The sequence below is a fragment of the Halonatronum saccharophilum DSM 13868 genome (assembly GCF_000517025.1).
Classification (GTDB): Bacteria; Bacillota; Halanaerobiia; order Halobacteroidales; family Halobacteroidaceae; genus Halonatronum; species Halonatronum saccharophilum.
Map to the genome: position 1 here is coordinate 114,628 of NZ_KI912092.1, position 22,366 is coordinate 136,993.

At 35.3% G+C, this 22,366-nt stretch carries 13 protein-coding genes; all 13 read right to left on the minus strand.

Annotated features, from left to right (window positions below; all coding sequences use genetic code 11):
• Positions 1-68: 68 nt before the first annotated feature.
• The 13 genes from HALSAC_RS0102650 to HALSAC_RS0102715 all read right to left on the minus strand — a co-directional run bounded on the left by HALSAC_RS0102650 (position 69) and on the right by HALSAC_RS0102715 (position 22,335).
• Entirely contained in the window at positions 69-749 is a 681-nt protein-coding gene (locus tag HALSAC_RS0102650; RefSeq protein ID WP_084804279.1) for a DUF3793 family protein, read from the minus strand.
• A complete protein-coding gene (locus HALSAC_RS0102655; RefSeq protein ID WP_027338967.1) occupies positions 703-1,131 on the minus strand; it encodes a flavodoxin in 429 nt (142 codons plus the stop codon). Before HALSAC_RS0102655 ends, HALSAC_RS0102650 begins: the two co-directional genes overlap by 47 nt.
• Positions 1,132-1,520: 389 nt before the next feature.
• Positions 1,521-5,822 (minus strand): 2-hydroxyacyl-CoA dehydratase, encoded by a 4,302-nt coding sequence (locus tag HALSAC_RS0102660; RefSeq protein ID WP_027338968.1) that lies wholly within the window; start codon positions 5,820-5,822, stop codon positions 1,521-1,523.
• Positions 5,823-6,179: 357 nt separating this feature from the next.
• Complete coding sequence (locus tag HALSAC_RS14830; protein WP_211231285.1) at positions 6,180-9,293, minus strand: pullulanase; 3,114 nt, start codon at positions 9,291-9,293, stop codon at positions 6,180-6,182.
• Positions 9,294-9,783: 490 nt separating this feature from the next.
• The gene (locus HALSAC_RS14835) at positions 9,784-11,652 is read right to left on the minus strand and encodes a methyl-accepting chemotaxis protein (RefSeq protein WP_051412045.1); all 1,869 of its coding nucleotides are present in this window, start codon (positions 11,650-11,652) and stop codon (positions 9,784-9,786) included.
• 218 nt (positions 11,653-11,870) lie between these two features.
• Positions 11,871-13,673, minus strand: a complete 1,803-nt coding sequence (locus tag HALSAC_RS0102675) for an ABC transporter ATP-binding protein (protein ID WP_027338969.1) — start codon at positions 13,671-13,673, stop codon at positions 11,871-11,873.
• Positions 13,657-15,483: an ABC transporter ATP-binding protein gene (locus HALSAC_RS14840; protein ID WP_035571178.1), complete on the minus strand. Its 1,827-nt coding sequence runs from the start codon at positions 15,481-15,483 to the stop codon at positions 13,657-13,659. The genes HALSAC_RS0102675 and HALSAC_RS14840 overlap by 17 nt, the downstream gene beginning before the upstream one ends.
• A gap of 124 nt (positions 15,484-15,607) precedes the next feature.
• Positions 15,608-16,378: a class I SAM-dependent methyltransferase gene (locus HALSAC_RS0102685; RefSeq protein ID WP_027338970.1), complete on the minus strand. Its 771-nt coding sequence runs from the start codon at positions 16,376-16,378 to the stop codon at positions 15,608-15,610.
• 185 nt (positions 16,379-16,563) lie between these two features.
• Complete coding sequence (gene abc-f / locus HALSAC_RS0102695) at positions 16,564-18,477, minus strand: ribosomal protection-like ABC-F family protein (RefSeq protein ID WP_027338971.1); 1,914 nt, start codon at positions 18,475-18,477, stop codon at positions 16,564-16,566.
• Between the two features lie 616 nt (positions 18,478-19,093).
• Positions 19,094-19,222 (minus strand): hypothetical protein, encoded by a 129-nt coding sequence (locus HALSAC_RS17625; protein WP_281172321.1) that lies wholly within the window; start codon positions 19,220-19,222, stop codon positions 19,094-19,096.
• A 100-nt stretch (positions 19,223-19,322) separates the two neighbouring features.
• Positions 19,323-20,534 carry an ABC transporter permease gene (locus HALSAC_RS0102705; RefSeq protein ID WP_027338972.1) on the minus strand — a complete coding sequence of 404 codons (1,212 nt, stop codon included), beginning with the start codon at positions 20,532-20,534 and terminating at the stop codon, positions 19,323-19,325.
• A 119-nt stretch (positions 20,535-20,653) separates the two neighbouring features.
• Entirely contained in the window at positions 20,654-21,319 is a 666-nt protein-coding gene (locus HALSAC_RS0102710) for an ABC transporter ATP-binding protein (RefSeq protein WP_027338973.1), read from the minus strand.
• Positions 21,319-22,335: an efflux RND transporter periplasmic adaptor subunit gene (locus HALSAC_RS0102715; RefSeq protein ID WP_027338974.1), complete on the minus strand. Its 1,017-nt coding sequence runs from the start codon at positions 22,333-22,335 to the stop codon at positions 21,319-21,321. The genes HALSAC_RS0102710 and HALSAC_RS0102715 overlap by 1 nt, the downstream gene beginning before the upstream one ends.
• Positions 22,336-22,366: the final 31 nt, after the last annotated feature.

The following is a 22,366-nucleotide window of genomic DNA, read 5'->3' on the forward strand; positions in this document are numbered from 1 at the left end:
CACTATAGCTTAAACAAACACCAAAAAGTTCTTTGGGCTCTATCTAACCCAAAGAACTTTCATTTATTTTATACAACTTCGTAAAAATGATTTATATTTACCACACTATCTAATCTCTTACTAAAATAATTTCTCGCCTTATCAAAGCTACTCTTTCTCATTAAAGAAGGAGACTTATCTCCATAGATTCTCCATTCCTCACAACAGGTAAATTCTAAATCACTGTACCCCATAAATCCTAGGACATCTTTTAAGGGATAGCCAAAAAAGAGTCCGATCTCATGTGGAAACTCCCCTTTACCTAATTCATAGCTCCTAAGTTTTGTAACTAAAACATGCACATAAAGACCTAAACTATAGTTTTGAGGATAACCAATCTCCTTTAAAAAGTTAAGATTCTCTAATTCTCTTAACTCTTTATCTAAAGCTGATTTGTGGTAAATAAATACCTTTTTACGAAACCAATCCTCATTTAACTCTACAATCTCCATCTCTGCATAAGAGGTTATGCTTTTTTTACAATCCTCCCAGACATTAATATCACCATTATGTACCTTTATACTTCTTAATTCAGAGGGCTTAACTCCCATTATCGTAGCTCCTACATTCTTTAAGATGCACTTAAGGCACTCTTCAAAGTTAACTTTACAACCTTTATCCTTTTTATACACCTTTATACCCTCCCCTTGTAGTATATTTGGGCTATAGTTTGTTGGCCCATTCTCTAACCTTATCTTTAGCCTCGCCATCTATATCTCCATCCCATTTGAAACCATCTACAACTATCTGAGCACCTAACTCTTCTAGCTTTTCTTCTAGCATATCTACTGCTTGGCAAAAGAACTCACCGTAAGCCTTATCTCCTGGGCCAAAGGCAGCACCCTTTTTCCCCGATAGGTCTATGCCCTCTAGTTTATTATAAAAATCATAGAAATCATCCTGTAACTCTCCAGCACCCCAGGTAGATGATCCAAATACAATCAAATCAAAGCCTTCTAACTCTTCTGGGCTTACTTCCTTTACATCCTTAATAACAATATTATATCTATCTTTTAAAACCTCTCCAGTTTCAATTGCTAAAGTTTCTGTATTTCCCATAGTTGAGCCATAAATAACAATAGTTTTACTCACTGATCATCTCTCCTTCATTTATTTTTTATAATGAAAATCATTCTCACTACTTAAGATGATATTATATTCTTAGATTTTTGTCAAGTGGTAATTTTTTATTTTTAAAACTAAGGTGAAAATTATCACAAAAGTCAAATCAACTACCCACTAACTTAAAAGAGAGGACGCGCAGATACGTTGGCCCTCTTTATCTTCCCTATCTATTTATTTAAGATAACCTCTATTCATTATATCCAAGCAAAAACCTCCTTCTCATAGATGTTAGAGCAGATCCCTATACCTGCTTTTTGTATGCCAATCCCCAGGTCTATAGCTGTTATCCTTTAATTTTAACACTGTTAAATGAAACTCTCCCCTAACTAGGTTTATCAGGGGAGAGTTTTTTAATCTTATATATTCAATTCTCTTGATGGTGAATCAAAGATTTCAATATCCTCATTCTCAAACTCTTTTCCTTCTTCCATCTCTTCTAAATTCTTAAAGGCTACGGATAATAAGAGCTTAATCCTATTAAACTGATTCACCAGACTAGCTCCTGGGTCATAATCAATTGGCTTGATATTAACTCCTGAATAAGAGTCTCTAAGCTCTTTTACCATCCCTTTGCCAACAACATGATTGGGCAAACAACCAAAGGGCTGCAAGCAAAGAATATTCTTAACCCCCTCATCGATTAACTCTACCATCTCTCCAGTTAAGAACCACCCTTCTCCTGTATGATGACCTAGGGAGAGGTGTTTGTTGGCCCCTTCTGCTATATCATAGATGGATTTAAAGGGCTCAAATCTTTGACTCTCTTCTAAAGCTTTATTTATTACCCTTCTATACCTAAACTCAATTCCTCTAATACCTATCTTGCTAACTAAATTCATCATCCAATTGTTAGCAAACTTTTTATACTTCTCTTGAGAATTATAAAGTGAATAAAGAAAAAAATCTAAAAGACTAGGAACTACAACTTCAGCCCCTTCTTTCTCTAAAAATTCAATCAAGTTATTATTAGCTGTAGGATGAAACTTAACTAAGATTTCCCCTACTATCCCAACCTTAGGCTTAACTAACCCTTCTTTTAACTCTAAATTATCAAAATCTCTTATAATATCCTTAATATTGTTCTTAAACTCTTTCTTTTCACCTTTTAATAAGGACTCTTGACATTTCTTCATCCATTCCTTATAAAGCTTATCTGCTGAACCTTTTAACTTTTCATAAGGTCTTGTTTTGTATAGGACTTTCATTAATAAGTCACCATAAGCTACTGCTCTAAAGAGATTATCAACTAGTGATAAGGTCAATTTAAAGCCTGGATTCTTCTCTAACCCAAGACTATTTAAGGAGATAACAGGTATATTCTCTAACCCAGCCTCTTTTAAAGCCTTTCTAAGAAAAGCAATATAATTGGTAGCCCTACATCCTCCACCAGTTTGAGAGATAATAACTGAAGTTCTATCTAAATCATACTTCCCAGATAATAAAGCTTCCATTAACTGACCTATAACTATAATTGATGGATAACATGCATCATTATTAACATATCTCAACCCGACATCTATTGCTTCCTTATCTACTGATGGAAGAACCTCCAAATTATATCCTTCCCTTTGGAAAGCGCTTTCCAGAAGTTCGAAATGAATTGGTGACATCTGAGGGGCCAATATTGTATCTCGCTTCTTTCTTTCTTCAGTAAATAGTACTCTCTCTTTTGATGGAAGCTTTTCTTCTTTATAAGTTTTAGCTTGACGCTCTTTTATGGCAGCCAACAAAGATCGTACCCTTATCTTGGCTGCTCCTAGATTGCTTACCTCATCTATCTTTAGTAATGTATATAACTTCCCTTCTTTCTTTAAGATCTCTTCTACCTGATCGGTAGTTACAGCATCTAACCCACATCCAAAGGAGGTCAACTGTACCAACTCTAGATCATCTCTTCTCCCTACATAAGTAGCTGCACTATATAAGCGCGAGTGATATACCCACTGATCAACTACCCTTAAAGGTCTCTCTGGCTTAGCCAAATGAGAGATTGCATCCTCTGTAATAACAGCACAGCCAAGGGATTGAATCAATTGGGCAATACCATGATTAACCTCAGGATCAATATGATAAGGTCTTCCAGCTAAAACAATAGCCAGCTTACCTTCTCTGTCTATATAATTTAAGACCTCTTCTCCCTTAACTTTAATATCCTCTTTATATTTATCTAAAGCTTCATAAGCACTCTCTACAGCCTTAGTTATCTTCCTTTTAGTTAACCCTTCTTCTCTTAACTCTTGACTTAAGCGTTTGACCAACTTCTTCTTGTTATGAAGAGGAAGAAATGGGTGATAGAATTTAACTTCCTTATCTTGAAGTTCTTCTAAGTTGGCCCTTATGGTCTCAGGATATGAGGTAACTACTGGACAATTGAAGTTATTATTTGCCTTCTCATCTTCCTTTATATTATAAGGGATAGAAGGATAAAATATCTTTCTTACTCCCTTATCCTTAATCAATTCCATAATATGACCATGAACTAACTTAGCTGGATAACAGATCGATTCAGAAGGTATAGTCTCTATTCCTTTCTGATATGTTTCCTTTGAAGAAGGACTAGATAATATGACTCTATAACCTAAATTATTAAATAAGGTAAACCAGAATGGATAATCTTCATACATATTCAAAACCCTAGGAATACCTATTATACCTCTATTGGCTTCATCCTTCTCTAAAGGTTGATAATCAAATACTCTCTTATGTTTATAATCATATATATTTGGTATGTGATTTTTTGAGTCTACCCCTATCCCTTTTTCACATCTATTTCCTGATATGAACCTACTATTATTAGAGAACTTTTTGATAGTCAATAAACAGTTATTACCACACTTATTACAACGTGCCTGGCTATTACTTACCTTAAATCCTTCTAATTCCTTAAGTCCTAATACCTTGGATTTGCCTTTTTCGCTAGATCTCTCTTTAGCTATTAAAGCTGAACCAAAGGCACCCATAATCCCAGCAATATCAGGTCTAACAACATTTTGGCCCGTTATCTGTTCTAGAGCTCTTAAGACTCCATCATTATAAAAAGTTCCACCCTGCACTACAATATTTTTAGCCAAGTCTTCATTGCTATTATAACCAATAACCTTAAAAAGGGCATTCTTAATTACTGATACAGCAAGCCCTGCTGATATATCCTCAACGTTGGCCCCTTCTTTTTGAGCTTCCTTTACCTTAGAGTTCATAAATACTGTACACCTGGTACCCAAGTCTATTGGACTATTAGCCTTGATTCCAAGTTGAGCAAACTCCTCTATATCATAATCTAATGATTTGGCAAAGGTCTCAATAAAAGAACCACATCCCGAAGAGCAGGCCTCATTGAGCATTATAGAATCAATTACTCCATCCTTTACCTCTAAACTCTTCATATCTTGACCACCGATATCTAAAATAAAATCAACCTCTGGCAAGAAGAAACTTGCAGCCTTGTAGTGAGCTACAGTCTCTACCTCCCCTATATCTATGTTAAGTGCTGCTTTAATAAGATCCTCTCCATATCCAGTCACTGCAGAATTAGCTATCTCTATATCTTGATTAAGCTTTGGATAAATCTCTTTTAGAGCCTCAATTACTGTATTTAAAGGATCCCCTTTATTGCTACCATAATAGGAATACAATAACTTACCTTCTTCACTGATTAATGCCATCTTAGTGGTTGTAGATCCAGCATCTATTCCTAAATAAGCGCTCCCACTATAATTGGATATATCATCCCTTGCTACCTTATATTGATTATGCCTTTCTTTAAAATTCTTATAGCCATCTTCATCTATAAAAAGGGGATCTAAACTTTTAGTGTTATCGATCTTTATATTAGATAATAAGGCTAACCTTTCATATAATCGATTTGATGAATATACTGCTTCTTCCTTACTTTCTAAAGCTGCTCCTAGGGCTACAAAAAATTGCCCATCCTCTGGTTTTAATATATCATCATCTTTTAAGTCTAAGGTTAACTTAAACCTTTCTCTAAGTTCTGGTATAAAGTGGAGTGGTCCACCTAATAGGGCTACTTTCCCTCTAATTGGCCTTCCTTGGGCCAACCCTCCAATAGTCTGATTTACTACTGCTTGAAGAATGGAGAGAGCAATATCCTCCTTAGAAGCACCATCATTTAATAAAGATTGGACATCTGACTTAGCAAAGACTCCACAACGAGAGGCTATTGAGTAGATGTTTTCACCTTCTTTAGCCAGGTCATTTAACCCTTCTATATTACTCTCTAATAGTGACGACATCTGATCGATAAAAGCACCTGTCCCACCAGCACAGGCAGCATTCATCCTCTGTTCAACAGAATCACCAAAGTAAGTAATCTTAGCATCCTCACCACCTAGCTCAATTGCTACATCAGCAGAAGGGATGAACTTCTCAATTGCATTACTACAAGCTACTACCTCCTGCAAAAAAGGTACTTCTAATAGATCTGCAATATCCATTCCACCAGATCCAGTTATTGAGATAGTAAAATCAGATTTTTCTAAGATAAACCTAACCTCTTTTAACATTTCTATGACAACTTTTCTCACCTCAGAAAAGTGCCTCTTATATTCCTTATATATAACATTACTATCTACATCTAGTATCACAATTTTAACTGTAGTTGATCCTACATCTAAGCCTAAATTCAAGTGCCTTCCCATCTTATCTCCCTCCTGCTTTATAATCATATATCTTAAATATTTTAATAGACATAATTAAACTCCTTACTATTTATTTGAATCTTTTTTCCTTTTTTCCTTCTTTTATCCTGAAATTTATAGTAATATAGTTGCACTTTGTGCAACTAGTAATCAGTGATGAGTGAAGAGTAATCAGTAAGGTCAAAATCTAAGAATAAAGGGTTTCTGGACTTTTAAGGTTTTACTCATTACCCATTACTGCTTACTCTTCACTAGTAATAAAGCTATGCTTTATTACTAGATATATGTATGTAAATAAAATAGTGCTCATAAAAAAACCAGGGCCAACAGTTGGCCCTGGTTCAAATCAAAGTATATTTAGTTAGCTTTTAGGACTACAGGAGTTAATGGATCAAGAGTTATACTATTGCTAGTAACCTCTACGCCTGTAGGATTAGCTATCTCTTCAGTTCCAGCTTGAACAGCATCTACTAGAACTTGAGCTCCAGTTAGATCTACATCTATTCTAAGCTCTCTTTCGCTATCATCAGCATTGATGAAGATATAGTAAACTTCTCCATCTGTAGACTCAGTTCTATAACCAATTACTAAGTCTGTGTCTGCTATATCATCACTCTCAACCATTGATACATTTGATTCAACTAAGTCCATAGTTGCTAATCTAAAGGCATCAGTAGATCTTCTAAGAGCAACTAAACCTCTCAGATGCTTCATAGTCTCTCTGTGGATACCTTCTTCTCTCACCTTGGCCCAATCGAACATATTAATAGCATCTGTAGAATCATAAGAGTCATGGATGAAGTAAGGATAGTTAAATGGTTCTCCGTCTTCATCTACACCATAATGTGATTTATAAGGTGCTTCATCAGTCTCTGCTCTAAATTGCTTAGTACGACCATACTCTTGACCAGCATGAATAAATGCTGTACCTTGAGAAGTCAACACCATTGTATTTCCTAAACGAATACGCTTTTGAATTTCTTCTTGGTGATAGTCTGGATCTTTTTCAATCGAAATAGCAATAACATCGTGTAATGTCAAGTTATCATGTGCTTCGATATAAGGAACAACATCACCTGGATGTGTAGCTGTAAAGTTATGTGGGTTGGCCCTTACATTATCAAAGATCTGTTGGATATCTCTTGCTCCACCAGTAATAAATCGTGGCTCACCTTCATGACCATATCCAGATTTTAACTCATTTCTGAAGTCATCAGAGAATACACCAACACTCTCTGTATGTTGCATCCAATCTTGATCAGCTGGCATAATATCTCCACCATCTTCATCTCCTACGAAGGTTCTCCAGCCCTCTCCAATCATAACAATGTTCGGATTAATCTCTTTAGCTTTATCATAAGCTATCTGGATACTCTCTGCATCATGGTCACCCATCATATCAAAGCGGAATCCATCAACTTTAAATTCTTCTACCCAGTAAAGAATAGAATCAACAAGAATTCTTCTTGCCATTTCGTGTGTTGTTCCTAAACGTCCACCACCAAAACTTGTTCTAGAAGTACCATCAGCATCCATAAAGTGGTAGTAATTTGGTACTAAATCTTCAAAGATGTGTACTCTTGCAGTATGGTTATAAACAACATCTAATACAACCCCCATACCACGACTATGAATCTCGTCAATTAAATTCTTAAATTCTTCTACTCTTAACTCTGCATCATTTGGATCCTCAGAATACATACCAGTTATCGAGAAGTAACTATGCGGGTCATATCCCCAGTTATAGTTATTTCCACTAGCAGACCAATCCATCATTCTTACATCGTTAGCTAATTCATCTCCCCAAAAATAACTCATAATTGGAAGAAGCTGAACGTGAGTTACTCCTAGATTTTCAATATAATCAAGCTTATCAACAAGAGCTGCAAAAGTACCAAATTGAGCACTTAACTCATCTTCAATACTTGGATCAGATGTCAAGTCACGTACGTGAACCTCATAAATAATAGCATCTTCTCTTCTTTCAAACCCTTCAATCTCTGCAAAATCTAACTCCGGGCCAACAAAAGATGGATTCACAATAGCTGCTTTTCCAACTGGATAAGCCTTTGCAGGATCTTCAGGATTATTATTCCAAGCTGCCATTGAAGGCGCATATGGATCAAGAGCTAGCCTCTTATTACCATCTCTTTCGATTTCATAGTGGTAATAATACCCTGTTAAATCTGCTACACCAGTATTCTCTTCATCTAATCTTACTTCCCATACTCCTCTATCTCCTAAGTTCATATCTATATCATCAGCTACAACCTCATATTGGTCATCTCTATCATATAAGATAACTCTTACATTATCTGCTCCAGGTGACCAAAGCTTTAGATTAGCTGTTCCATCTCTATGAAGTTCAACTCCCAGATCTCCATCATAAGCATATACTTCATCAATTAATCTCCAACCAGCTCTAACTGTAGCAGTTCGCTCATCAAAAGTAGCTATATATGGTGACATTTCAGTATCAAAATCACCTTGAACTGATACAACTTGCTCATCTACAATTACTACAAAGTCAAAGGAAACTTGATTTCCTTCTCTATCCTCTAGTACTAATCCTTCTTCTATCTCTTCTTCTGTTAACCCATCTGTAGTTGAGAATCTAAGCTCTATAGAATCAGATAGTACCTCTCCAGTCTCAATACCTGCTTCTGAAACATAATAAGGGTTTGTATACACATTATCATCTCCAGCACGGAAGAACAACTGACTACTAGATAAGTTAGACACATTCATATCTGGAGTCTGCTCAGCTGTATCCATATTTACTGCAAGGAAATTAATTTGTGTAGCATTATCTACTATCTCTATATCTACATAAGCGCCAAAGTCTCCTACTTGATCATCAGAGAAGTCTGTAGCTCCTGTAGGCCAATCTCCTACATTTTCAGAAGGAGTAACTACATCTCCCCAATTCCAAAGACCCCAATCCTCATAGCTATCAAGGTCATGCTTGTAGTGAACTCTTACTACATTCTCTGGAAGATCAACTGGTTCATATAAGAATACCTCATACTCACCATTAGCTTCTTGAATCCAGATATCAGTCATATCAGCAGCTAATATATCCACTCCCATATCTCCTGATAAATTTTCTCCACCACTCTCATTTACAAGAAAGCTAAGACTATCTGCACCTTCTGCTAACTTAACATCTACATAAGGGCCATAATCTGTACTTTGACTTTCGTCAAATGCAGTTGCACCATCTGGCCATTCATCTAACTCTTCTGAAAAAGTCTCAGCTCCATCCCATACCCATAGACCTAAACCATCATAGTTTCTACCTTCTGTTTGAAAATGAACTCTTATCGAATCTGGAGACTCTCCTAAATCACTAATCTCCTCTGCCTCTTCAACAGGACTTGATGAAAAGGCTTCCGCATTAAGGTTAAACCCAAATGCCAAAAATAATACCATTAAAAATGTTACTGGTAATAGTATCTTACTTCTTCGCATTAATAATTACCTCCTATTATTATATTTATTTAAATATCAGCATTCAAATACAAGGCTAAATATTCTTTGCAAATATAACTGTACCTTATGTATAAAAAGCTTGCTGATACTTAATAACAAGATAGTTCAATATATTTCTTTAAGATTACATACAAAAAATACCTCTAGTCTAATCTCAATATTGAAATTAGGTTTGAGGTATTCTTATAGACTTATAGTATGTTATGTTTTTATGTAAAAGTTATTTATATTCTTAGATATATTGAAGATTATGATATTATTTCTTAACAAATCAACCATTTTAACAGATTGTTAAGAAGATTATGGCTAAATAATATAACTAAATTATAACAATATAAAATAACTTTGTCAAACTTTTTAAACATATTAAAATTCTCAAATATTATATAATTATAATAAGCGAGAACTAACTTATCATTTTTATTATATGAATATTTTTCCAAATATATTCCACTTATCTTAATTAATTTTATAACTTGAATTCCTTAATCAGATCTTGTAACTTCTGTGCCATTACAGTCAACTCCTGTGAAGAATGACTTATTTCATAAGACATACCCTTGATATCATTAGTTGCACTTGCTACATCTTCGCTATTTTGGGCCAACTCATTAGAAGACTTAGCAGTCTCTTCAACCTGAGCAGCAGTAGCTTTAATAGACTCTTCAATCTCCTCAAATACTTCTCCTGTTCTTTGAACAATCTCCTTACCTTCTACCACCATCTCTTCAGCCTTTCTTACTGCATCTATTCCTTCTTTAGATCTTTTTTGGGTCTCCTTAACCAAAGTACCAATATCATCTGTTGCTTTAGCCGTCTCTTCAGCAAGCTCTCTAATTTCATCAGCTACAACTGCAAAACCTCTACCGTGTTCTCCAGCCCTAGCTGCTTCAATTGCTGCATTTAAAGCCAAAAGATTTGTCTGCTCTGCTATATTAGTAATTAGATCAACTATCTTCCCAATCTCTTCAGAATTGCTATCTAATTTAGCAATTACCTCTACTGTCTCGTTAACAGAGATATTAATAGTTTCAATACTTTTAATTGTATCACTAATATTACTGCTACCTAAATTAACTTGAGAATTAGCTTCTTGAGAAAAAGATGCTACCTCTTGAGAGCTTACGGAGATCTCTTCAATTCCTGCTGACATATCCTCAATTAAATAATTACTCTCCTCTATTGTTGCATTACCTTCCTCTGCTGATGCAGATAACTCTTCACTATAAGCTAACAAATTCTCAATATTCTCTATTAAATTATTTATCATCTCATTAAGGTTTTTATTCATTCGAGCAAAAGATTTGGCTAAAATCCCAAATTCGTCACCCCTACCCATTAACTTAGCATCTATATCTTGAGATAGATCCTTTTGGGCAATACTTTCACTATAACCTGTCAATATCTTCAGTGGATTACTTATATATCTCCCAAGCCAGACTCCAACACCAATTAAAACTACTAAAGCAATAGCTAACATAGTAATTAAAACTGTTCTAACTTGATTTATTGGCCCATAAACATAATCTCTTGGAACCCTAGTTAATAGTTTCCAACCATCTGTACCTTCTATTTCTTCAAAGTAAACATAGGTATTAACCCCTTCAAAACTATAGTTAACACTACCAGAACTATTGGATAATATATCCCCTGAAACCTCTTTAATACCAACTATATTATTTATATTCTCTTCAATTATAAAATCAGAATCAGGATGGGAAATAATCTGACCATCACCACTTACAATAAAGGAGTAGGACTCTTTATGGTCTACTCGGATATCGCTGATAAAATCATTTAAGTTATTTAAATTTACTGTAGAGCCCATAAGGCCTATAACTTCCCCACTCTCCTCTATAGGAGTAGCAAATACTGCAATAGGATTGCCTGTAGACATTGAAACCAAAGGCTCAGAGATTATTGTCTCACCTGCCATAACCCTTGGAAAATAGTCTCTCCCACTTATATTACCATCATTACCACCTGTAGCCCGATAGTCTCCAATTTTATCTGCTACAAATAAAACCTCGAATATATCTTCATACCTACTATGTCTATCCCTTAAAAAAGCTTCACTTTGACTCCACTCCATACTCTTGATGAAGGGCATAGCTGCATAATTCTTCATCTCATTCTTTCTCTCTTCAAGCCAACTCTCTAAAAAACCTGAATTCCTCTCTACAACTTCCATTATATTAGTATCAATTAAACTAAACACCCTTGTCCTTACAACATTACTAGAAATCAATGTAATCAAACCAAAGACTACTATGGAAACTGATACTAAAGTCAATATTATTTTATCACCTATACTTTTTCCAATATTTTTCTTAAACATACTAGCCCCTCTCCTTCTTTATTATTTTTTAAAAATCAGCTTATAATCTCATAAAAAACACCTTCAAATAATATACTAAGACTCTATATCATTTGAAGGTGCTTGAAAATAACTCTTATATTATAATTATTAAACTAATCCTTCATTTTTCCTCCTTTTTTTGACAACTTATTGTATAAAACAACAATATGAACCCAACTAAATTTTACCGACAATAATTATATTTCATTAAATTGCTTTCTATATAAGTTATAGTAATACCCTTGCTTAACTAAAAGCTCTTTATGACTTCCAGCTTCTTTAATTTTACCATCTTTAATTACTAGGATTCTATCTGCTGAACGAATTGTCGATAACCTGTGGGCTACTATAAAGCTTGTTCTGTCCTTTATCAACTCATCTATTGCCCTTTGAATTACTCTCTCCATCTGAGTATCTATTGAGGATGTAGCCTCATCTAAAACAAAGATCCTTGGCTTTGCTAATATAGCCCTTGCAAAGGAGATAAGTTGCTTTTCTCCAGTAGATAAATTACCTCCTCCTTCACCTACTTGGGTATCATACCCCTTCTCTAGCTTTGTAATAAAGCTATGAGCATTTACCATTTTGGCAGCTTCAATTATATCTAAATCACTAGCTTTTAAATTTCCATAGCGGATATTTTCTTTAATAGTACCACTAAAAAGGTAAGGCGATTGAAGTACATAACCTAAATTTTGGTGTAGCCACAATTGAGATCTTTGCCGATAATCAACCCCATCTATCAAAACCTCTCCCTTTATAGGTTCATAAAAACGACAAAGCAGATTGATAATAGTACTCTTACCAGATCCGGTCTCACCAACTAAGGCTATTGTTTCAGCAGCTTTGACTTCTAGATTAAACTCTTGCAAAATCTTTTCTTCATCATTATAAGAAAAGGAAACATCCTTAAAACTAATATTCCCCTGTAACTTGGGCCAATTCTGATACTTAGGGTTAAGAATATTTCCATAAACCTCTATTACCTCTTGACTATCTTTGATCTCAGGGTCTGTGTTGATCATAGATAAGACTCTCTCTGCTGACGCTTGAGCCGACTGAAGCTCTGCAAAGATACGGGCCAACTCCCTTAAAGGCTCAAAAAACTGTACTGTATAAGAAAGAAAAGCTACCAAAGTACCATATCCTATTACCTCTAACATCACACCCTCTCCACCAAACCAAAGAGCAAGACCAGTCCCTATACTTCCTAAGGTTAAGACAATTGGCAGGTATAAAGATGAGAATATAGCAGCCCTAACCGATTGACCTCTCATCTTAGAAGTTACCCCTTGAAACTCTCTTAAATTCTCCTCTTCTCTTACCAAAGTCTTAGTAGTCTGTACACCCATAATCCCTTCATTAAAGGCTCCTGTAATTTGAGAATTTACCTTTCTAACCCCTCTGTGGGCCTTTAAAATCTTCTTTTGAAAGAAGAGACTAATTAAAACCAAGGGAGGAATTACTATTAAAGTAATTAAAGCCAGCTTCCAATTTAAATAAAGCATAACCCCCATAATTCCGACCATCATTGCACTCCCCCAAACCATATCTACCAGACCCCAAGCAATTGTATCACCAAGCTTTTTCACATCTGAGGTCATTCTAGCCATCAACCATCCTACTGCCTTTTTATCATAATAAGAAAAGGATAATTTCTGTAAATGTTCAAACCCATTTTTTCTAATGTCATAGCTGATTTTAGTCTGTATCTCCCCAGCTTTTTCTATAAATAAAAATACTGTTGTAGCCAAAAATACTACCAATCCAAAATAAGCCCAAGAAAACCCTATTAACCCTTCTAAATCTCCAACTACCACAAAGTTATCGATAGCATATTTATTCATTAAAGGAAATATTACATCAGCCCCTGCTACTCCAACCATTAATAAGGCCAAAGTAAATAACTCCTTCTTATAAGGCTTAATATAATTAAAGACCCCCTGCCAAAGCTTAAGATCAAAACCTTTATTATAATCTTCTTCACGATAAGCATCCATTTAATCCACCCCAACCTTTATCCTTTAATTTATCCTTCACTCCACTTTGCATTAAATAAATCTCTCTATACATCCCTTCCTGAGAAATCAATTTCTCATGATCTCCACTTTGAACTACCTTACCATCTTCTAAAACCAAGATTTTATCAGCTTGAGCCAAGGTTGTAATCCGATGTGAGATAATAAAGGTAGTAGTATCCTTATTTCTTCTCTTTAAAGCCTTGCGTATCTGAGCGTCAGTCTCTGTATCTACAGCACTTAAGGAGTCATCAAAGATCAATATAGGACAATCACGGATTAAAGTTCTAGCTATTGCAACCCTCTGTTTTTGACCTCCAGAAAGCGAGACTCCCCGCTCACCAACCTCTGTACTATAACCTTTATCAAAGTCCAGTATCACATTATGGACTGCAGCATCCTTGGCCACCTTAAAGATCTCTTCATCCTCCGCTTCAACCTTAGCTAAAGATATATTCTCCTTAATACTCTTAGCAAATAAGAAAGGCTCTTGGAGTATCAGACCTATATTCTTGCGCACCCAATCCCTTCTTATCCTCTTTAACTCTACCCCATCTACTTTAATTGACCCTTTATTATAATCATATAAACGGGTCAACAACTTAACCAAGGTACTCTTACCAGATCCCGTTGGCCCTAATATAGCCACTGTCTCTCCAGCTTCCACCTCAAAGGAAAGCCCATCCAAAATCGGCTCCTCATTCTCATAAGCAAAGGCTAAATCCTTCACTTGGATTTTTCCTTTAATTTGTGGAGTAATTTCATTACCGCTCTTAACCTCTACACCTTCACTTAATATGACATCTATTCTTTCTAAGGCCACTATAGTCTTACCCATATCGGTTAATATCCTCCCTAGCTGTCTAATTGGCCACAAAAGCATTCCAATATAGGTTGTAAAGACCACTAAAGTTCCCAAAGTAATCTGACCTATAACCGTCCAATAAACACCAAAGACCACGACTATTCCAATCTGTGTTAAAGCTAATAAATCAGATAATGACCAATACCAAGCCAAGGTTCTCACTAATTTATAAGTTAAATCTCTATACTCTCTGTTCTTCTTATCAAATTTATCAATCTCATAACTTTGTCGAGCAAAAGCTCTAACCACCCTAACACCTGTCAAGTTCTCCTGTAAAACCGTTGACATACTCGCCTCTGACTCATCTACCTTCTCAAAGGTATTTTTTACTTTTAAAAAGAAGATAAAAGTAAAAATGAATAAGAAAGGAATTACCATTATTGATACCAAGGTCATCCTTAAATCAAGAGAAAGCATTATCGAGGATACAAAGATAATCATAAAGATTATTCTCCCTACCTCAACAAACTGCCCTGCTAAAAAATGTCTTATAGTATCTAAATCTGATGTGCACCGTTGAATTAAATCACCTGTATCCCTTTGGCTATAGTAACCATAAGGAATATATTGAAGATGATCATATAACGCATCTCTAATCCTCTTTACAATAGACTCTGAAGCTAAAGCCAACCACCTCCCCTGCAAAAATAAAAAACTTCCTTGCAAAGCGGTCAAACCTATAAGTATAAGCCCCATAACCCATAAATTACTTGCCAAAGCCTCTTTGCCACCTGAAAAATCTAAAATAGAGACTATCACCCTTGGCCCTTCAAAGGGCTCACCACCGATTATATTATCTATACTAAACCTCAAAACCAAAGGATTAATAATCGATAAGAAAGCAGCTACCGCAACACTTAAAATAGCCCCTAAATAAAGCAACCTACTTCCCTTCATAAAACTAAATAACAACTTAAAATTTTTCATACATACACCTACCTTGTCTTTTGTAAATCTATAGTGATAAAGCGCAGCTTTATCACTGATGTCAGTGTCTGTGTCAGTTAAAATCTAAGTTCTTGAATTTGCTGACACAGACACTGACACTATATTATAACTTCATAGCTTTAGTGGCTATTGATGAATTTATATATTCATCAAGTGCACTTCCTCCAATATCTTCATAAAAACCTCCAATTAAAAAACCTGCTTTAATCTGTCCTCCAATTTGATCTTCTAATGTATGGTCAAATATAATTCCTTCTCCTTGATCAAGTACTAATTCCTTCAACTCTTCTTCAGATATACTTGTTAAATCAGAATAAGGTATTTTATGTCTTACAACAAACTTACCTTCATTTAAGTTTTTTAAGTCAAAAATATATTCAATTGGATTGGCAAAACCTGATATAAGAACCCCGCCAGACCTTAAAACCCTATATGCTTCTTCCCATACAGGTAAAACGTTATCTATATATCCATTTGACCACGGATGTATAATCAGGTCAAAAGAAGCATCTTCAAATACTGATAAATCTCTCATATCACCTTGTACAGTCTTAATCTTTAAGCCATCCCTTTTTGCTACCATAATATCTTGATTTAATTGTTCTTGACTATTATCAAATACCGTTACATTTGCCCCTAAGGCTGCCATAATTGGCCCTTGTTGTCCTCCACCAGAAGCTAAACAAAGTACATCTTTCCCTTCCATTCTTTCTGGGAACCACTCTTTAGGAACTGCTTTTGTTGGGGTCATCACAATATTCCATTCTCCATTCTTTGCTTTCATCACTTCTTGACTGCTTACTGGCTGTGTCCAAACATATCCCGTTTCAACATTCTTATCCCATACTTTTTCATTCAACTTTACAAAATCCATATTTTTCGCCTTCTCTCTTGTTATTTTTATATTAATTTATTTTTTTATATACATTCGCTGTTTTAACTCTACGGGTTCAAAAACCGAACCCTTCGTAGCAAGCCCACCAAAAACTCTTCGTAGGCAGGGTTACTCTTTCTTTTTTTAACTCAATACTTTTTGCACTGCCCTGCACTGACACACTATCAATTATCAATTGACAACTCTACAATCTCCTCCCACTCACCAACCAAAATTTTCAACTCTTCCTCTATCCTTTCGTTCTCTACTTTGAGTTCATTAAGATACTCATAATCATCTATATTATCTTTATCTGTCATAGCCAGATTATTCTCTTCTCTCTTTTCTTCTAGCCTGACTATCTTCTCTTCTATCTCCTCTAGCCTCTTAGCCAAATCCTTCTTTGATTTTTCACTAGCCTTTTCCTCCTTTAATTCTTTTCTATTGCTCTTCTTGTTTCTCTTTCTTACCTGCTCCCTTTCTTCTCTCTCCTTTACCTTCTGGCGATAGTAATTATAATTTCCATCATAATAAACCAACCTCTTATCCTCTATAGCATAGATTTTATTTATAACTTTATTTAAAAAATAACGGTCATGGGAAACTAAGATCAAAGTCCCTTGATAATCCTTAAGGGTCTCCTCTAATATCTCAATAGATTTAAGATCCAAATGGTTAGTTGGCTCATCAAGAATAAGTAGATTAATCTGGCTATGAACCATCTTCATCAAATGGAACCTCACCCTCTCACCGCCACTTAACTCCTTAATATACTTAAAAACCTCATCACCTTTAAAGCCATAACGGGCCAACACCCCTCTTGCCCTAGACTCCTCCATAGGTGGCATATCTTTACGAAAGGATTCCAATAAGGTTAGGTTCCCATCCTCTAACTCCTGATGCTGAGATAGATATCCCATCTCTAAACTCGCCCCTAACTTAATCTTCCCATCATAATCTCCTTCACTACCAAGTATCATCTTTAATAAAGTAGACTTACCTGACCCATTTGGTCCAACCAAACCTATTCTATCTCCATAAAAGACCTTTAAATTTATATCTTCAAGTATCAACCTCTCCTCAAAGAACTTACTCACACCTTCAAGAGATAGAACATCCTTCCCACTTCTGTCTGCTCCAAAATTTAGATTGAATTGGCTATCTCCTAAATCTGGATTATCAACTCTTTCAACCTTCTCTAGCTGTTTCTCCATACTCTTGGCCCGCTTATGAAACTTCTCATTGTCATTCTCATCACCCCATCGCTTTAACCTTTTAATTGCTTCTTCCCTCTTCTTAATCTCCTTTTGCTGATCCTTATATCTCTTTAGCTCTTCTTCATAGCGACGCTTACGCTCCTTAAGATAAAAGGAATAGTTACCAACATAGTGATGGGCTCTACCACTTTTAATCTCTACTATCCTATCAATTGTGCTATCAAGAAAATAACGATCATGGGAGATAATTAATACAGTTCCTCTATAATTCTTTATATAATCCTCCAACCAATTAAGGGCCAAGAAATCAAGGTGATTAGTAGGCTCATCTAATAGTAGAATATCTGGGCGGGATAGAAGTAGTTCTCCAATCTGTACTCTAGACTGCTCCCCTCCACTTAAACTACTTATCAGTTCATCTTTAAATTCTACAAGTCCCAGACCTTCTAATATCTCTTTAATTCTTGTCTTGTATAGATATCCTCCTTCGTTCTCATATCGAGAGCTAATTCTTGCATACTCCTTCATATAAGAATCTATCTTCTTAGAAGACCCATCACTGCTCATCAATACCTCTAACTCCCTCATCCTCTCTTCTATCTTTAAAAGATGGGAAAATACCTTTAATAAAGACTCTTCTACCTTAGCTCCTTCTTCATAATCTCCCACCTGATCCATATAACCTATACTTAGCTTTTGACCTAGGGCTACACCACCCTTATCTGGACTTTCTAAGCCTGCCAATAGCTTGAAGACTGTTGATTTCCCCGAGCCGTTGGCCCCTATTAAACCTATCTTCTCACCTAAATGAACCGTCATAGAAAAATCTTCTAACACCTCGTTAAAACCATATTTTTTATATATTCCTGAAAGATTAATCATCTTTATTCCTCCTTATTAAATGAGCTATGAGCTTTGTGCAAATGGTTTTTATTACGGAAGGTCTTGGTTTTTAGACCTGTAGGGTGTGCCGTGTGCTAAAACCTTGAATTGAGCTGTAAGTCATTAGACATCAGCTAAAAACTTAAGTTCAAAATCACTAACTCTTAACTAAGATACATGACTTCTAATCTTTTGTCTGGATCTTGTCGGCTCTTATAAGTCTTCAGTCAGAGTCTAAGTTTTTAGTTTTGATCTTTAGCAAAAGATAAAAAAGCTACAGGCAATATTGCCTGTAGCTTTGGTTAAACTACTCTGTCCTTAAAGAGATACAATCTCTACTATAAAATTTAGAAACTATATTCAAACAAAGAATTTACCCCTTGCTCAATATATATCTAAGTATAGTAAAACTCAAGAAACTTAATCATAAATTCCCTTATCTTTTATCTATTTATGTAAAGATAAAGGATTAATAATAAGCTCCTAACAGAGATATCCCTTTAAAATATAAAACCACAGGCTACTTCATAACCTGTGGTAAGATTCATAATAGAATATATAACTAGACATAGACTTCCCTAAATATAGGCACAAACAAGACACCCATATATTAATTCTATATATAGTCCTCTAAAATCTCCAGACAGGTCATGAAGTTATCTTCAATTAGATTATTTAAAGAAGCATTAATAACATTGCTTCTGATATTATTGATCTCTCTTGGATTAAATACTGCATTTATCATCTTTTCATGACCTTCCTTCCATATATTTTTAGTAATTTCTGCTTATAGTATATAGTGGTTATTTTTCTCTGTCAAGGATTCTTTGAAATTAAGTGACATCTTACTCATAACTTAAAGCCTCTACCGGTTCTAACTTAGCTGCCTTGACAGCTGGATAGATTCCAAAGAACATCCCAATTACCAATGAAAAACTAAAAGCTATAATCACGGCAGGTGGTGAAATTATAAAGGGCCAATCACCAATCTTTGAAATAAGATAAGCTCCTCCATAACCTACTCCAACACCTAATATCCCTCCAATACCACTTAAGGCTAAAGATTCAATTAGAAATTGGACTAGGATATCCTTCTTTTTTGCACCTAAAGCCTTTCTAATACCAATCTCTCTAGTTCTCTCTGTTACAGAAACTAGCATTATATTCATAATTCCAATTCCACCTACTACTAAAGAGATAGCTGCAATACCACCAAGCATCAAACTCAATGATCTATTAATATCATTCATTGTATCTAAAATCTGATCTTGACTTGTTATTCTAACACTACTACTATCTCCAGCATACATCTCAAAAAAATAATTAATCTGATTTACCGCCTCTGTTGCTTGATTAGAAGAATAAGTTTGAGCAATAAATCCATCAACCTCATTAGAATTTGCTATTCTATCAAGATAAGTAGTAATAGGAATATAGGCCTGATTATTAAAATCGCCCATCATTCCTCTCTCCCTATCTTCCATTATCCCAATTATTGTAAAGATAAAGGTACTATTACTTTGATTAAATCTTACGGTTCTTCCTATAGAATTATCATCTTCAAATAACTCTTGGGCCAACTCCGCCCCTAGTACTATTACATTAGCCCTATCTTCAATATCTCTACTATTAATAAATCTACCTTCTTGGGGTTGATAAATATTAATATCCTGATAAACTCCTTCAGTCCCTACTAAGTTGGCCCTTATATTATTCTCACCTTGAATAAAGAGACCTTGCCCTTGAGCATTAGCTATTATATTCTTAATAGCTGGGCTACTTTCTTGGATATAATCTCTCATCTCTAAGGTAAAAGAAACATTAGCATCAGAACTTACTCTACCTCCCCAACCTCTAGTGAAACCCCTATTAATATTAATCAAATTAGATCCTAAATTAGATATCTGAGATATAATCTGCTGTTGAGATCCTGTCCCAATAGAAACGATTGTAATTACTGCACCTACTCCTATGATAATTCCTAACATCGAAAGAAAGGTTCTTAATTTATTTGCACTCAAGCCCCTAAGAGCTATATTTATCGTCTCAAAAAACATTTACTTACCACCTCCAAATAATTCACTTGATAATTGATACAGAATACTTACTTAAGTGAATAAGAACCGACCATCATTATATAAGACCATATAGATATAAAATTATCAAACTCTACCCCTTATCCCTTAACCAACTCTCCATCTAAAAGTCGAATCGTCCTATCTGCATGGTCGGCAATCTCGTCTGAGTGAGTAACTAAGACAATTGTATGACCTTGGTCGTTTAATTGATGAAACAACTCCATAATCTCATCCCCAGTCTTAGAATCGAGATTTCCCGTTGGCTCATCTGCTAGAATTAAAGAGGGATTATTAACCAAAGCTCTAGCAACAGCAACTCTCTGCTTTTGACCACCAGATATCTCATTTGGATGATGATCAAGACGATGTCCTAAACCAACCTTAGTTAATACATCTGTTGCAATCTTTCTTCTTTTCTTTCTGCCTACCCCAGCATAAATTAAAGGTACCTCTACATTATGGAGTATAGATGTCTTAGCTAAAAGATTAAATTGTTGAAATACAAAACCTATCTTCTTATTACGAATTTCAGCAAGACCATTGTCATCAAACCCACTGACATCCTTGCCATCTAAAAGATAACTCCCTGATGTAGGATGATCTAAGCAACCTAGAAGATGCATCATGGTAGATTTTCCGGAACCACTTGGCCCCATTATTGCTACCATCTCACCATCATCAATCCTAAAAGAGACTCCTTTTAAAGCCTCAACCTCTATTAGTCCACTATTATAGACCTTTCTTAACTCATTTACCTCAAGCATTAAAACCTCATACCTCCTCTAGGGACTCTCCCTTCTACATTTTGAACCTCAATAGAATAGCTATAAGCATTAACTAAAATTTGATCTCCTTGATCTAACCCTTCTTCAACAACAATTCTCATCCCATTACTTATCCCAGTCTTAACATTGACTGGCTTCATCTTTCCATCAATTACTTTAACTACTTTCTCTTCTCTACCCTCTCTAAATATAGCTGTAATTGGAACCACTATCTTATTCTCAACCCTTTCAACAATTACCTCTGCCTCTGCAGAAAAATTTGGCCTAACTGCTTTAACCCCTTCTTCTATCAAAATAGTAACTGGTAAAGTAACCACCCCACTATTATTCTTTCCTACCTGTGAAATTTTAACAACCTCCCCTTCCAATCTTCTAGATGATAACGAAGGTATATTAACTCTAGCCCGTTGGCCCAATTCTATCTCTCCACTTTGGCCCTCACCAACCTCAATCTCTAATTTAAATGCTCTATTATCTATTACCTCTAACAAGAGATTTCCTGATCTGATCTGCTCACCCTCCTCTACCTCTACCCTTGTCACTACACCAGAGAAGGGGGCCTTAATATCGGTCTCCCTTAAATCTCTTTGGGCAACTCTTAAATTCAATTCAGCCTCATCAATCTCAGATCTTAACCCATTAATTAAAGCCCTCTCATAATTATTTTGAGCTTTAAAGTAATCTAATCTCTCTCTATCATTACTCATCCTAATCAATAAGTCATCTACTTCTACCCTATCTCCTTCTTTTACATTGATCTCTTCTACTATATTATCATTGTTTAAAGAGAACTCTCTTACCCTAACCGGCTGGAGGTGACCACTACCTAAGATAACCCTCTCTAAATCTCCTCTCTCAACCTCCACTAAGTTACTGCTGCTAAGACTATTTGTAGAGGATAAATCCTCTCTCCTCGTCCTAGACCTATTCCAAATAAAAAGACTAGAACCTAAAATTAATACTATTAATAAAGATATAACAACCCTCTTTCTCACCTTAATTCCTCCTCTTTGAAAATTCGATTTG

Excerpts from the sequence above, each read along its gene's own strand:
- HALSAC_RS0102650 (WP_084804279.1), bottom strand. The coding sequence starts at position 749 with ATGGCGAGGCTAAAGATAAGGTTAGAGAATGGGCCAACAAACTATAGC.
- HALSAC_RS0102660 (WP_027338968.1), bottom strand. The coding sequence starts at position 5,822 with ATGGGAAGGCACTTGAATTTAGGCTTAGATGTAGGATCAACTACAGTT.
- HALSAC_RS14830 (WP_211231285.1), bottom strand. The coding sequence starts at position 9,293 with ATGCGAAGAAGTAAGATACTATTACCAGTAACATTTTTAATGGTATTA.
- HALSAC_RS14835 (WP_051412045.1), bottom strand. The coding sequence starts at position 11,652 with ATGTTTAAGAAAAATATTGGAAAAAGTATAGGTGATAAAATAATATTG.
- HALSAC_RS0102675 (WP_027338969.1), bottom strand. The coding sequence starts at position 13,673 with ATGGATGCTTATCGTGAAGAAGATTATAATAAAGGTTTTGATCTTAAG.
- HALSAC_RS14840 (WP_035571178.1), bottom strand. The coding sequence starts at position 15,483 with ATGAAAAATTTTAAGTTGTTATTTAGTTTTATGAAGGGAAGTAGGTTG.
- HALSAC_RS0102685 (WP_027338970.1), bottom strand. The coding sequence starts at position 16,378 with ATGGATTTTGTAAAGTTGAATGAAAAAGTATGGGATAAGAATGTTGAA.
- abc-f (WP_027338971.1), bottom strand. The coding sequence starts at position 18,477 with ATGATTAATCTTTCAGGAATATATAAAAAATATGGTTTTAACGAGGTG.
- HALSAC_RS17625 (WP_281172321.1), bottom strand. The coding sequence starts at position 19,222 with ATGATAAATGCAGTATTTAATCCAAGAGAGATCAATAATATCAGAAGC.
- HALSAC_RS0102705 (WP_027338972.1), bottom strand. The coding sequence starts at position 20,534 with ATGTTTTTTGAGACGATAAATATAGCTCTTAGGGGCTTGAGTGCAAAT.
- HALSAC_RS0102710 (WP_027338973.1), bottom strand. The coding sequence starts at position 21,319 with ATGCTTGAGGTAAATGAGTTAAGAAAGGTCTATAATAGTGGACTAATA.